The organism is Kitasatospora sp. NPDC048407 (assembly GCF_043200475.1).
Lineage (GTDB): Bacteria > Actinomycetota > Actinomycetes > Streptomycetales > Streptomycetaceae > Kitasatospora.
In genome coordinates, this window is record NZ_JBICXW010000021.1 from 1 (window position 1) to 12,748 (window position 12,748).

The window sequence follows — 12,748 nt, forward strand, 5'->3', positions numbered from 1 at the left end:
TACGTCATGCTCGACCGCACCGGCCGCGTCCAGCTCCCCGCCAAGTTCCTCGCCGCCCTCGGCATGGAACACCGGGTCGCCGCCGACCTCGCCGCCGACCACATCGCCCTGTACCCGGACGACACCGACCAGGACTAACCGCTGGGCGGCGCCGCCAGCAGGCGGCGCAGCGCGGTCGGGGTGTGGCCGAGGTGGTGGCGGGCGGTGCGGGTGAGGTGTGCCTGGTCGGCGTAGCCGAGGTCGGCGGCGAGGGTGCCGAGGCTGGTCTCGCCGGCCTCCAGGCGGTCGAGCGCGCGGGCCAGGCGGACCCGGTGACGGTAGTGGGTGACGGTGACGCCGAGCTCGCGCGGGAACGCCCGGCTCAGCCGGTACGGGGACGCGCCGAGCAGCTCGGCCAGTCCGAGCAGCGTGCCGGACGCCGGGTGGTCGGCGGCGATCGCCTCCCGGGCGGCCGCGACCAGCGCCCGGTCCTTCGCGGCGGCCGGCCGGCTGTCCGTGCAGGGCGCCGGCCCGGTCGCCGTCCGGGTGACGGCGTTCGCCAGCAGGGCGAGCAGCTGTTCGGTGACGGCGAAGTCGACGTCCCCCGAGCGGGCGGCGAGCAGTACCCGCCGGTGCGCGAGGTCGAGCGGCGGGTCTACGTAGAACGCGCCCGCGCGGGTCTCCCCCGCCGTTGCGTGCCAGAGCGTGGGGGTGACGCTGATCGCCGTGCAGTCGTCGCCGCCCGCCGGGTGCGCGAACGACTCCTCCTCGCCGGGGACGCCCAGGTAGCCGAGGCTCGGGTCGAGGTCGGCGCCCGTCCCGTCGGTCCGGCGCCGGAACCGGCCGCGCCGGACCAGCACCACCCGGTGCCCGCCGTGCACCTCGGGCGGCGACCACCCGGTGTGGTCGCTGCGGCAGGCGACGGCGCTGATGTCGAAGTCGGGCCCGGCCGCGACGGGTTGGAGGGAGAGCACTGCCGCACCGTACTCGCCGGTACTGACAACGACCGTCGCCCGCAAGGATCTTCAAGACTCGGACGGACGGGGTGGGCGAGGCTCGTCACCGGAGCCGCAGTGGCTTCGTCCCTTCCCCGAGGAGTCTCCCGATGTCCACCCTCACCAAGCTCGCCACCATCTCGATCGACTGCGCCGACCCGATGGCGCTCGCCGCCTTCTACCGCCACGCCACCGGCTGGGAACTCACCGACAACGGCCCGGAGTTCGCCGCCCTCTCGGCCGGCCCCGACGGTCCCGGACTGGCCTTCGTCCACGTCCCGGGCTACCACGCCCCGGAATGGCCCGAGGGCGCCAAGTACCTGCACCTCGACTTCACCGTCGCCGGCCTCGACCGCGCCGTCACCGAACTGCTCGAACTCGGCGCCGCCCGCCCCGAGTTCCAGCCCGGCGACGGCGAATGGGTGGTCCTCACCGACCCCGAGGGCCACCCGTTCTGCCTGGTCCCCGCCGCGAGCTGACCACCAACTCCGCTGCGAGGAGCACCCGTTCATGGCAACGATCCACCGCGAGACCCTGCTCGACACCGCCCCGGACACGGGCTGGGCCGCCCTCCGCGACTAGGCCTGTCCGGTCGAAGGGCTAACGGCAACCGTCGGCCCGCCCTCCGCGTGACGTGGGGGGCGGGCCGTCGGGCATCAGCGCTCCGGGTCCCACTCCACCAGCTGGTCGAAGACCCGGCGTTCGCCGCCGAGCTTCACACTCTCCAGCGGGAGGCGGCCGTAGAGCATGAGCGCCATGTCGCTCGCCGGGCCCTCGGCGGTGGCGGTGCCCGTGGCGTCCGCCGGGACGGGCACGAGCACGGCGCCGTCGGCGGAGACCTGGTTGCGCCAGGAGCGGCCCTCGGTGGCGTGGTAGTCGGCGGTGGCGGGCTCGTGCGGCCAGGCCTCCGTCGTGGTGCACACGGTGGAGAGGAACTCCTCCACCGTGTCGACCGCGACCTCGGCGGGCAGCGGCTCGGCCGCGCCGATGGTGAACTGCGCGTCCCAGGTGTGCACGGTGATCTCGTGCAGCTGGCGCCGGGCCACGGCACGACTGGTCAGCGGGGTCTGCGACTTGCCCCACCAGCCCCAGCAGACCCGGCCGGGGCCGGCCTCGCGCAGCGCGTCCAGCAGCAGCTCGGTGGACTCGGCGAGCCAGCCGACCAGTGCCTCGCGTTCCTCGGGCGCCGTCGCCTCGCCGAGCGGCGCCAGCTTCGCGGTGGCCGCCGGCCCGGCCGCGATCGTCGCGGCCCAGGCGCGGCGGCCCTCACCGATGTGCTGGACGAGGTCGCGCAGCGTCCACCCCGGGCAGGAGGGCACCGGCGCGTCGAGGGACGGCGCGGCGGCGATCGCGGCGCGGAAGGCCGCCGAGCGGTCGTCGATCAGGCGCAGCACATCGGCGAAGGCGGGACCGGCGAAGTCAGGATTGTTTTCCACGCGCGGTTGTCTATCACCCGTGCCGGCCCGCCGAACAGTGGTTTTCCCGGCGGCGCGGCCGTCACCAGCGCATCCGGACGTCCTCCGCCCACCCCAACAGGCCGTCCACCGCGACTCGTTGGCCGTCGTCGGTGCGGATGCTGCCGTTGTAGTGGCCGAAGCACTGGTCGGTGCGGTTGGCGAGCAGACCGGCCTCGGTGCGGACCCGCCGGTCATGGAAGGGCGTGAAGGTCAGCTCCACCTGGTCGCTGCCGGGGGTGCTGATCCGCCAGGGCGCGAGCAGGTCCGCCGGGTCGTACTGCCAGTCGAGTTCGGTGCCGATCTTGCTGAGCCGGCCGTCCACGCACAGCGCGTTCTCGGTGGAGCCCGTCCCCGCCGTCCACTGCCCGCCGAACTGAAGCCCGACCACATGCCCGTCCGTACGGCCGGACGCGGCGCCCCAGTTCCAGCCGAGCGAACGCGGCCAGCGGCCCCGCCCGTGGTCGAGCACACCCCAGGCGTCCTCGTCGAACGCGTACGTGCGCCCCCCGAGCCGCACGGTGCCGGTGGCCGGGCGGGCGGTGTGCTTCGAGGTGTACTGAAAGCGCTTCCCGTCCCAGGGAACGACCACCGACATCGTCTCGTGGCCGTCGGGCATCGCCACCAGCAGATCCACCTCGAGCGTCCGCAGATCGGCCGTGAGCGCCCGAGCCAACAGCCGCGTGCCGCCGGGTTCGTGGCGGATCGCCACCCGGACCTGGCGACGGCTGGGACGCTCCGGGCCGACCGTGAGATCCGCCCCGTACGGCCCGCCGGAACCCGCGATGCCCTCCGGCATGGCCGTGCGGCGCAGCGGCACACCGGGGGCGAGCGCGGTGCGTTCGTGGTCCTCCAGCACGCCGTGCTCGTCCCAGGCGAGGAAGTGGACGGCGTCCAGCGTGAGGAAGTCCAGGTCGCTGACGGTCAACGCGACCAGGTGCGTCGGCGTGGTCACACACCAGTACTCGAACCGCTTGGTCCGCCCCCACCCCCGCAGATTCCCCCGGTGCAGCGGGGTCCGCGACCAGCCCACCGCCCCGGGGTTGAGCTCCCCGCCGGGGAGGCACAGATCGACGGGTTCCTTGATCTCACGCTCATGGGTCACCATCCGCGCACCCTACTGCCGCGGTGAGAGCACGACCAGGGACGGACCCACCCAACTGGGGCAACCGCGCCCCGGGTTGCTCGGTGTCAGGCACTGAGCAGCCCGAGGGCGGACGTGCTGATGGCAGGGCCGCTCACGGGCGCCGCCGTCGCGGGGTTCAGGGGGCGGTTCGGGTCTTCGCACATGATGCGGCCCCCGAGCACCCCGTCCAGCAGGCCGGACTTGACGGCGTCGCACAGGTCGGCCCAGTGGTCCGGGTCGAGCACGAGCACGCGGTTCCGGTGGTCGTCGGCCACGGTCAGGACCACGCCATCCGTCGATTCGGCGATGAGCACGCCGGCTGGGACCAGGATGCCGTCCGGATCGGGCCGGATCGCCCGCCACACCAGGTCGCGGTGGGCGGGCGAGAAGTGCGGGACGGGAACGGGTAGGCGGCTCAACGCTGTGGCACCTCGGCTTCTTCTTCGGAGGGCGGGCGGACTTCGGACCACACGCCGTTGCGGCGCGGGACCTTGTCGTGGCCGTACGCGTCGCCGCTGGCGAGTACGCGGAGGACTGCCATCGTCATGTCAGTCGTCATCTCCGACGGGTCTATTCGGATCGTGACCTTGAGGCCCCCGCCCCTGACCGCCAGGGTGAGCGCGGGACGTCCGAACAACTTGTGCAGCGCGTCCGAGATCCACCTCGCGCGGTCACGGACACTCTTCGAGCGGCGGTCTTCGACACTCTTCGGGTCATGCGTCATCTGAGCAGCTTTCCGTTCAATCACGCCGCGCGGGTGTTCGCGGCCATCACGGGCCGGCGCGCGGCGGCGGGGCTCGCGCCAGGTGTGACCACCATGGTGTGAAGCCACCGGCGCCGGTCGGCTGCCCGCTCCTGCCATGTCGCCCCGTGCCCCTCAGCACGGACGGGCACCACGCGGACAGCCGACCGTTCCACAGCCGCCCACCCGGGAGCGAGCCGGGTGAGCGGCCCCATCGCTGCGCACCGGGAGTGGTCGGCGACGGGCACCCGGGCGACTCATCGGGTGGGCTGGTCGCCCGCCTCAGCTCCGTGGCGCGGGCGCTGGGGCGGGCTGTACAGGGGGCCGGGTCACAGGAGGCTCCGGCTCCGGCTTCATCGGCGGACGGCGGCGAGCCGCCCCGCGCGGGACGAACCCGAGGTCCGCCAGCGACCTGTCCGGCCACATGTGCCGGAACACCCGCCGGTAGACGTAGTAGGGACAGCGGATCTCACCGGCCTCCACCCGCCCGACGTAGCGCGCGTCGCACGACACCTGCTCGCCGATCTCCCGACCGGCCCTGCGAATCCTCGTGGCGAACTCCCTCGGCGAGAGGTCGCCTCGCAGCTCCCGCATCGCCAGGTTGGGAACAAGCGCGAGCCTGTAGGTATGCATGATGGTCACCGCCTGTCTCCGTCCTGTCGTCGGTGTGTAACCAGCATCGACAGGAACAGGTACGGTGAACAGGGTGGGACCCGTGACAGTGATGCACTGTCAGGAGCAGAGGAAGAGAAGCGAGTTGGCCAGACGGGCATTCGAGCGCAGCACCAGCACGCCCCAGCCCAACATGACCCAAGCCGGCTTCGGATGGCTCCTGGAGCACTTCCGCGCCAAGGCCGGCCTGAGCATCGCGGAGTTGTCGCGGAAGGTGAACTGTGACGCGTCACTCGTATCCCGCTTCGAGAAGGGCGAGCGCGTACCGAGCATCGACATGGTTGAGCGACTCAGCCAGCTGCTCGGCGCCGACCGCCTGTTGATCGACGCGTACCACCGGGTGAGCTGGTACCAGGAGGGAGAGATCCATCCCAAGTGGTTCCGGGTGTACGCCGGACGGGAACGCCTGGCGGTGGAAGTGCTGAAGTACTCGATTGCGCTGGTCCCAGGTCCGGGCCAGCACCGCGACTACGCGGAGGCCCTGTTCCGGCGCGGGGAAGTCGATCCCGACCCCGCCGTCATAGCGGAGAAGGTGGCGGCGCGACTGACCCGTCAAGAACGGTTCCTCGCCGATGACGGGCCACGCCTGGTGATGATCCTGGACGAGGCCGCGATCCGCAGGACAGTCGGCGGGCCACAGGTGATGCACCGGCAGCTCGCACATCTCCGGCACCTGATGCGCCGCCCGAACATTGTCGTTCAGATTGCTCCGCTCGAACTCGGAGAACGCACTCCGGCCGCTTCGTCGTTCACGCTCCTCACCATGTCGGACGGCGAGCGACACCTCTACTCGGAGAGCCTGAACAGCGGGCACTTCACCACCGATCCCAGGGAAATCAACCGCTTCTCACGGGCCTATGATCGGCTTCGCGGCAGTGCACTCTCCGTTGCCGACTCGGCCGCCCTGATCCGTAGCGTCATGGAAGGACTGGTCAATCCCATGCAGCGAACTGGCGCTCCATCGCTTCGACACCTCGCCTACTTCAAGAGCGCGTCATACAGCGACAGCAACGGCGGGGACTGCGTCCAACCCGCCATCAACCTGGCAGAGTCGCACGGCGTGGTTCTCGTCCGGGACAGCAAGGACCCGAACGGGCCCGTCCTCACGGTCTCCCCCACTGCCTGGGCTGCTTTCGCTGAAGCGGCGGGAAGCGGGAAGTTCGGAATCGCCTGACACCAACTTGTCGAACCCACACCGCAGTTGAGCCCCCGACAAGCTCGCCGGGGGCTTCGCTTTCCCGATGCGGCGATTGCGAGCAACTCCCGTGGCGCGCCCGGCCGTTGGCATCGGGGGCCTGGCGCCGGAAACCCGCTGCGCAGTCGATCAGCACGCCGGGAAGATCCCAGAAACAGCAAAGGGCCCCGCCCTGGTCTTCCCGGCCGACACCTGGTCGTCCTTCATCGACGCCGTCAGGACCGGCCACTTCGGCAACCTGTGACCGCCCGCGCGCCACGAAGCCCCGCAGCTCAGGATTCCGGGCGGCGGGGTTTGGGGTTTCCAGAGGCGTCGAGAAGCTCCGCCCAATCGCAAGGCCGCGACGCAGGGCAGTGACCTGCACCCGATCACGGCCTTGCGGACGGAGCGTACGCCTGTCGCGCTTCGCGCCTACTTCGTGGCACCCTCCGCGACGGCCGGCTCCGCAGGTACGGCCCTCAGCGTCGCCGCCTTGCGCATGCCCGGGATGGCGAGGGTGACCAGCGCAGCCAGCACGGCCGCCCCGGCGCCGATCAGGAACGCGGTCCGGAAGCCACCCTCCGACGGCAGCGTGCGCCCGTGGAAGTTGGTCGTCATGTGCGCCAGCACCACACCGATGACGGCGGACGACGTGGACGTACCGATCGACCGCATCAGCGCGTTGAGCCCGTTCGCGGCGGCGGTCTCCGAGGCCGGCACGGCCCCCATGATCAGCGCGGGCATGGCCGCGTACGCGAACGCGATGCCGCCGCTGATCAGGCAGGAGAACACCAGGACGCCCCAGGCGTGGCCCATCAGTCCGAGCGCGGCGAGGTAACCCGCGGTGATGATCACGGCGCCGACCAGCAGCGAGACCTTGGGCCCCTTGGCCCGCGAGAGCTTCGCGGAGATCGGCGACAGCAGCATCATCACCAGGCCGGCGGGCGCCATCCACAGGCCGGCGGCGACCATCGACTGGCCGAGGCCGTAGCCGGTGCTGGTGGGCAGCTGGAGCAGCTGCGGGGAGACCAGGCTCATCGCGTACATCGCGAAGCCGATCACCACGGAGGCGAGGTTGGTCATCAGCACCTGGCGGCGGGCGCTGGTGCGCAGGTCGACCAGCGGCTGTTCGGTGCGCAGTTCCCACCAGCCCCAGACGGGGAGCACGACGGCCGCGACGGCGAACATGCCGAGGGTGGTGCCGGACGCCCAGCCCCAGTCGCTGCCCTTGGAGACGGCGAGCAGCAGGGCGACCAGGCCGATGGCGAGGCCGATCGCGCCGACCACGTCGAAGCGTCCGCCGGAGCGCACCGGGGATTCGGGGACGAGCGCGACGACGGCGCCGGCGATCAGCACGCCGAGCGCGGCGGAGATCCAGAACAGGGCGTGCCAGCTGGCGTGCTGGGCGATGACGGCGGACAGCGGCAGGCCGAACGCGCCGCCGATGCCGAGCGAGGAGCTCATCAGCGCCATGGACGAGCCGAGCTTCTGCGGCGGCAGTTCGTCGCGCATGATGCTGATGCCGAGCGGGATGACGCCGGCGCCGATGCCCTGCAGGGCGCGGCCGATCACCATCGGCGCGAGCGCGTTGCTGAAGCCGCAGATCAGCGAGCCGATGACGAGCAGGGTGAGGCTGATCAGCAGCACCTTGCGCTTACCGTACATGTCGCCGAGTCGGCCGAGCACCGGGGTGGCGACGGCACCGGCCAGCAGGGTGGCGGTGATCGCCCAGGACGCGTTGGCGGCGGAGGTGTGGAGCAGGTCCGGCAGTTGGGGGATCAGCGGGACGACCAGGGTCTGCATCAGCGAGACCACGATGCCCGCGCCGGCGAGCACTCCGACGACGGGGCCGGTGCGTGCCTGACTCATGGGGTTCTTCTCATCTCTTCGGTTTCTCCGACTAGCTTCATATGCATGATGCACATCATGTGTACCATACACATAAGACCCTCGCGGGATATGCTGCCGAAAAGCGACGCACCGGACGGAGGAGCATGCCGCACACCAAGGAACTCGCCCTGATCGAGCGGGAAATGATGCTGCTCGCCCGCCACCAGGTGCTCGCCACCGCCCGCACCTCCGGCAGCCCCGAAAGCCTCGACCGCAGCGCGTACACCCTGCTCAGCCGGATCGAGACCGAGGGCCCGCTCACCATCGGCCAACTCGCCGAGGCGTTCGGGCTGGACACCTCCACCGTCAACCGGCAGACCGCCGCCATGCTGCGGGCCGGCCTGGTCGACCGGATCCCCGACCCGGACGGCGGGATGGCCCGCAAACTGCGCATCACCGAGGAGGGGCTGCGCCGCCTCCACCGCGACCGCGACTGGACCATCCGAGGGCTGGCCAAGGTGGTCGACGAGTGGACGACCGAGGACCTCGCCGGGTTCGCCGAGGTACTGGAGCGCTTCAACCGCGACATCGAGAAGATCCAGGGCCGCCCCTGGCCGCGCGACTGACGCTCCGGCCCTGTTCGTTCTGCCAGCCCGGCGTCAATTCGCGCCGCCGAACGCTCCCCCGACCGCGTTGCACCCGAGTGGGTGGCGAGCGCGGCACGGCCCGGGAACTGCCGGGTAAAACCTGTCACCCGACGCCCGGCAGCCACCACCGCCGAAACGGTCAGGCCCTACGATCACCCCCAGGAGCGGACACCCGGGGCCCCGGGTCGGACCGTGCGGGAAAGGGCGGACGAGGCGAAGTGGCCGAAACGGCGATCGATCTCAATGCGGACCTCGGCGAGGGCTTCGGCCGCTGGAGCCTCACCGACGACGAGGCCCTGCTGTCCGTGGTCACCAGCGCCAACGTCGCCTGCGGCTTCCACGCCGGTGACCCGTCCACCATGCGCCGGGTCTGCGCCCTGGCCGCCGAACGCGGGGTGCGGATCGGCGCCCAGGTCTCCTACCGCGACCTCGCCGGGTTCGGCCGCCGCGCGATGGACGTCCCGCCGGAGGAACTCGCCGACGAGATCGCGTACCAGATCGGCGCCCTCCAGGTGTTCGCCCGCGCCGCCGGCTCCCGGGTGTCGTACGTCAAGCCGCACGGCGCCCTCTACAACCGGGTCGTCCACGACAACGAGCAGGCGGAGGCGGTGGTTTCGGGCGTCCTGCGCTCCGGCGCGATCTGCGACGGCCCGCTGCCGCTGCTCGGCCTGCCCGGCTCCCGCCTGCTGGCCGTCGCCGAGGGCGTGGGCCTCCCCGTCGTCACCGAGGCGTTCGCCGACCGCGCCTACACCTGGGCCGGCACCCTCGTCCCGCGCCGCGACCCCGACGCCGTCGTCCACGACCCTGAGGCCGTCATCTCCCGCGCCGTCGGCATCGCCCGCGACGGCACCGTCACCGCCGTCGGCGGCGAGCCCATCGCCGTCCAGGCCCGCTCGCTCTGCGTCCACGGCGACACCCCCGGCGCCGCACAACTCGCCTGGCGGGTAAGGGGCGCGCTCGCCACGGCAGGCGTCCGGGTGGAGGCCTTCACCTGACGGCCCGGCGCCGCCGAGAAATTCTCGAATTCGCCGCGCCGCGCCCGCCCGAGAACACCCCTTCCCCGCCCTCCGCGACACCCGCACGCCCCTCCCGCCCCCACCCGCGACCGTGGCGGCGGGGCCCGCCGAACCCCCCTCCAGCGCCGCTTGCGAGCCTTCGCCACACCACCCCTGACCTGGTGTTTTCCCGGATTTCCCCTAGGGTTGGGGCACTGCCTGAGCACATCGGAGGGGACACCGTGACGCATGCGTACGACGCCAGTCAGATCGTGGTGCTGGAGGGCGTGGAGGCCGTCCGGAAACGGCCCGGAATGTACATCGGCTCGACCGGCGAACGGGGCCTTCACCACCTGCTGTACGAGGTGGCCGAGTCGGCCGTGGACGAAGTGCTACTCGGACGCGCCGGCCGGGTGGAGGTCGTCCTGCTGGCCGACGGAAGCGTGCGGGTCACCCACGACGGCACGTACGAACGCTCCCTCGACGCGCAGTTGACGGTCATGCAGACGATCAGCAGGTACCGGAGCGATCGCCGCGTGGTCAGCCGGTTCGACCTCGGCCTCTTCGTGGTCAACGCACTGTCCGACCGGCTGGTCGCGGAGGAGCGGCGCGACGGGGTGACGGCCCGCCAGGAGTACTCCCGCGGCAAGCCGATCACCCCGCCCCACCCGACCGAACCGGCGGACGGCACCGGCACGACGATCACCTTCCGGCCCGACCCGGAGATCTTCACGACAGCCGTCTTCGACCGCTCCACCGTGGCCGAGTACTTTCGCGAACTCGCCGCACTGAACCGCACCTTGGACCTGGTCCTGACCGACGAACGCGGCGACGCACCGCACACCGAACGCTTCCACGCCCCGGACGGCGCCCGGGAGTTCCTCGCCCACCTCGGCGCCGACCCGGCCGAGGCGATCGTCTTCGAACGCGAGGACGACCGCATGGGCGGGTCGATGGAGATCGCCCTCGCCCCGGCCGGCGACGGCGAACCACGGATCGCGCAGTTCGCCAACTCCCGTCGCACCCACGGCGGCACCCACCTGGAGGGCTTCCGCGACGCCGTGACGGCCGTACTCGGCGCCGACGCCCGGCTGACGGCGATCATCTCGGTGAAGCTGGACACACCCGAGTTCGAAGGCGCCTGCCGCGACGTCCTCGGCAACACCCCGGTCCGAACCTGCGTCGCCGAGGCCGTCCAGCACGCCCTGGAGACCTGGCGGGACCAACACCCGGAGCGGGCAGCCGCCTTGACCGCCCGCTGACGCCACCTGCCGGCGCCTCAGACCTCGACCCGGGCCACCCCCGGGTCGAGGTACCGCACCGTCACCGCCGCACTGTGCGCCGCCAGCAGCTCCTCCAACTCCTCTGCCGCCAGCACCAACTGCTCCCCGTCCGGCTGCAGCGTCTCCAGCATGAACACCGCGTCGACCGCGTGCTCCGTGACCCGGGTCCGGTGCGCGTCGCGGTGGTTCCAGTGGCGCGTGAGCACGCCCGCCGCATCCCGGTAGATCACCTCACCGGCCTTCGGTCGCTCCACCGTCTCCGGCTCCCCGAGCGGCGTGAACTCCTCGCTCCCGTCGGCGAATCCGATCACCACCTCGCCCTCCACCGCCGCCAGGTCGAACGCCCCCGCCGGCAGCCCGTGCCGGACGGACACCACGTTGTACGAGTCCACGGCGGGGTTGATCCGAGGCAGCACCCCCTGCTTGGCCATCCGCCGCCCCAGCGCATCCACACTCGGCCGAATCCGCCGCGGATTGGTCCCGAACGCCCGGTACGCGGCATGCCAGACGTCGATCCGCGCATCCCCCTCACCGGCCGGCTGCCAGTCGCCACCGGCGAGTTCACCCTCCAACCTCTCCAGCGCAGCGACGGTGCCGGGCCACGGCTCCGTCCCACGAATGCCGCGCGCGGTGATGAGCGCGATCCGAGCGCCGGGAAAGGCCTCGGCGACGGCGGGGTGCAGGTGCACAAGTGTCATGTGGTGGTGCTCCGTTCAGAGAGGTACCAGCAAATCAGACGGGGCCCGGCACGACCTGGCCGCCCTCGCCCTCGCCCTCGCCCTCCTCCTGCAAGAGTTCGACGACGATCTCGATACCGAGCGCGTAGGCCGGCGTGCCCGAGGTGATGAGCGCGGTCTCGGCGACTCCGATGAGGTCGGCGATTCCGGCGCCCGCGTGGAGTGCTCCCCGGGCGTGGATCCGGGCCGGTTCGGGTCGGCCGAGAGCCAGCAACTGCCCGAAGTGGACCAGCTGTTGCACACGACCGCCGAGTGGGCTCTCGGCCAGGACGATGTGGCGCAGGGTCGTGAACGCCTCCTCCGTCGTTAGCCGGCCGAAGGCCTGGGCCACCCGCAGACGGTCCTCCACTGCGCGCGGGACGGCTCCGAGCGTCGTGCGGTAACGAGCCCGCAGGGCTTCGGAACGTTCGGCGAAGGTGTGGTCGGTCATGACGAGACCCGTGCGATCGAGGCCCGGACAGCCTCCAGGGCGCCCGCGGGGAAGTCCACGGCCCCGCCGATCGCCGCCGCGGCGATCTCGGCCTGTGCGCTCTCCTCGATCGCCACCACAAGGTGGCCGGCCGCCACCGCGTCCGGGCCGAACACCAGCAGCCCGTGGTTGGCCAGCAGGACTGCGGCTGTCGTCGGCCGCCGTTCCAGGACCTCGGCAATACCCCGGACCGACACGTCCGACCCGCGCGGCCCCCAGGGCACCACCGGTACGTCCTCGGGCTGTCCGAAGCGCAGCATCGGTTCGGTGCGGCACGGCAGCGGCCGGTGGGCCACCGCGAAGGCCGTCGCGGCGGGCGAGTGGGTGTGGATGATCGCGCCCACCTGCGGACGAGCGCGGTAGACGACGCTGTGCATGGTGATGATCTCGGCGCTGACGGACCGCAGTTCTCCCTCCAGGACCTGCCCGTCGAGACCGACGGTCGCCAGCTGGTGGGGCTCCAGGTCGCGGACGAAGCCGGGGGTCAGCAGAAAGCGGTCGGCGTCGAGCCTGACGCTCAGGTTGGCGTGCCCGGAGTACGACATCACCCCCGCCACAAAGAGCTGTCGAGCAGCCTCAATGAGCTGGTGAGCCCGGTCCTTCACCTCTGCCGCGTGTGCCATCTCTCTCCCATCTCCCAATTCC

At 71.6% G+C, this 12,748-nt stretch carries 16 protein-coding genes; 6 read left to right on the forward strand and 10 right to left on the reverse strand.

What is annotated here, in order from left to right; translation table 11 throughout:
• The first annotated feature begins 6 nt into the window (after positions 1-6).
• Positions 7-138 carry a hypothetical protein gene (locus tag ACGFWJ_RS29305; RefSeq protein ID WP_392955112.1) on the forward strand — a complete coding sequence of 44 codons (132 nt, stop codon included), beginning with the start codon at positions 7-9 and terminating at the stop codon, positions 136-138.
• Here the strand turns inward: ACGFWJ_RS29305 and ACGFWJ_RS29310 are convergent.
• On the reverse strand, positions 135-953 hold the full coding sequence (locus ACGFWJ_RS29310) for a helix-turn-helix domain-containing protein (protein WP_392954938.1): 819 nt from the start codon (positions 951-953) through the stop codon (positions 135-137). The genes ACGFWJ_RS29305 and ACGFWJ_RS29310 overlap by 4 nt on opposite strands.
• A gap of 131 nt (positions 954-1,084) precedes the next feature.
• Here ACGFWJ_RS29310 and ACGFWJ_RS29315 point away from each other — a divergent pair, with 131 nt between their 5' ends.
• A complete protein-coding gene (locus ACGFWJ_RS29315; protein ID WP_392954940.1) occupies positions 1,085-1,453 on the forward strand; it encodes a VOC family protein in 369 nt (122 codons plus the stop codon).
• A 177-nt stretch (positions 1,454-1,630) separates the two neighbouring features.
• On the opposite strand, the gene ACGFWJ_RS29320 is transcribed toward ACGFWJ_RS29315, so the two are convergent.
• The 5 genes from ACGFWJ_RS29320 to ACGFWJ_RS29340 form a co-directional block, all read right to left on the reverse strand.
• Entirely contained in the window at positions 1,631-2,410 is a 780-nt protein-coding gene (locus ACGFWJ_RS29320) for a maleylpyruvate isomerase family mycothiol-dependent enzyme (protein WP_387648380.1), read from the reverse strand.
• 61 nt (positions 2,411-2,471) lie between these two features.
• Positions 2,472-3,536 carry a DUF2804 domain-containing protein gene (locus tag ACGFWJ_RS29325; protein ID WP_392954942.1) on the reverse strand — a complete coding sequence of 355 codons (1,065 nt, stop codon included), beginning with the start codon at positions 3,534-3,536 and terminating at the stop codon, positions 2,472-2,474.
• Positions 3,537-3,619: 83 nt separating this feature from the next.
• Positions 3,620-3,973, reverse strand: coding sequence for a hypothetical protein (locus ACGFWJ_RS29330; RefSeq protein ID WP_392954944.1), 354 nt, complete (start codon positions 3,971-3,973; stop codon positions 3,620-3,622).
• Positions 3,970-4,101 (reverse strand): hypothetical protein, encoded by a 132-nt coding sequence (locus ACGFWJ_RS29335; RefSeq protein WP_392954946.1) that lies wholly within the window; start codon positions 4,099-4,101, stop codon positions 3,970-3,972. Before ACGFWJ_RS29335 ends, ACGFWJ_RS29330 begins: the two co-directional genes overlap by 4 nt.
• A 477-nt stretch (positions 4,102-4,578) precedes the next feature.
• Positions 4,579-4,938 carry a hypothetical protein gene (locus tag ACGFWJ_RS29340; protein WP_392954948.1) on the reverse strand — a complete coding sequence of 120 codons (360 nt, stop codon included), beginning with the start codon at positions 4,936-4,938 and terminating at the stop codon, positions 4,579-4,581.
• Between the two features lie 82 nt (positions 4,939-5,020).
• Between ACGFWJ_RS29340 and ACGFWJ_RS29345 the strand changes: the two genes are divergently transcribed.
• Entirely contained in the window at positions 5,021-6,142 is a 1,122-nt protein-coding gene (locus ACGFWJ_RS29345; RefSeq protein WP_392955114.1) for a Scr1 family TA system antitoxin-like transcriptional regulator, read from the forward strand.
• Between the two features lie 432 nt (positions 6,143-6,574).
• Here the strand turns inward: ACGFWJ_RS29345 and ACGFWJ_RS29350 are convergent, their stop codons facing one another.
• The gene (locus tag ACGFWJ_RS29350; RefSeq protein ID WP_392954950.1) at positions 6,575-8,011 is read right to left on the reverse strand and encodes an MFS transporter; all 1,437 of its coding nucleotides are present in this window, start codon (positions 8,009-8,011) and stop codon (positions 6,575-6,577) included.
• A gap of 125 nt (positions 8,012-8,136) precedes the next feature.
• On the opposite strand from ACGFWJ_RS29350, the gene ACGFWJ_RS29355 reads away from it, so the two are divergent.
• The 3 genes from ACGFWJ_RS29355 to ACGFWJ_RS29365 all read left to right on the forward strand — a co-directional run bounded on the left by ACGFWJ_RS29355 (position 8,137) and on the right by ACGFWJ_RS29365 (position 10,876).
• Positions 8,137-8,598 carry a MarR family winged helix-turn-helix transcriptional regulator gene (locus ACGFWJ_RS29355; protein WP_392954952.1) on the forward strand — a complete coding sequence of 154 codons (462 nt, stop codon included), beginning with the start codon at positions 8,137-8,139 and terminating at the stop codon, positions 8,596-8,598.
• Between the two features lie 239 nt (positions 8,599-8,837).
• Positions 8,838-9,614 carry a LamB/YcsF family protein gene (locus tag ACGFWJ_RS29360; RefSeq protein ID WP_387648392.1) on the forward strand — a complete coding sequence of 259 codons (777 nt, stop codon included), beginning with the start codon at positions 8,838-8,840 and terminating at the stop codon, positions 9,612-9,614.
• A gap of 242 nt (positions 9,615-9,856) precedes the next feature.
• A complete protein-coding gene (locus tag ACGFWJ_RS29365; RefSeq protein WP_392954954.1) occupies positions 9,857-10,876 on the forward strand; it encodes a DNA gyrase subunit B in 1,020 nt (339 codons plus the stop codon).
• A 17-nt stretch (positions 10,877-10,893) separates the two neighbouring features.
• Here the strand turns inward: ACGFWJ_RS29365 and ACGFWJ_RS29370 are convergent, their stop codons facing one another.
• The 3 genes from ACGFWJ_RS29370 to ACGFWJ_RS29380 are packed head-to-tail and all read right to left on the reverse strand — an operon-like array spanning position 10,894 to position 12,726.
• Positions 10,894-11,595, reverse strand: coding sequence for a B3/4 domain-containing protein (locus tag ACGFWJ_RS29370; RefSeq protein WP_392954956.1), 702 nt, complete (start codon positions 11,593-11,595; stop codon positions 10,894-10,896).
• 34 nt (positions 11,596-11,629) lie between these two features.
• Positions 11,630-12,064 (reverse strand): carboxymuconolactone decarboxylase family protein, encoded by a 435-nt coding sequence (locus ACGFWJ_RS29375; protein WP_392954958.1) that lies wholly within the window; start codon positions 12,062-12,064, stop codon positions 11,630-11,632.
• The gene (locus ACGFWJ_RS29380; RefSeq protein WP_392954960.1) at positions 12,061-12,726 is read right to left on the reverse strand and encodes a class II aldolase/adducin family protein; all 666 of its coding nucleotides are present in this window, start codon (positions 12,724-12,726) and stop codon (positions 12,061-12,063) included. The genes ACGFWJ_RS29375 and ACGFWJ_RS29380 overlap by 4 nt, the downstream gene beginning before the upstream one ends.
• Positions 12,727-12,748 lie beyond the last annotated feature (22 nt).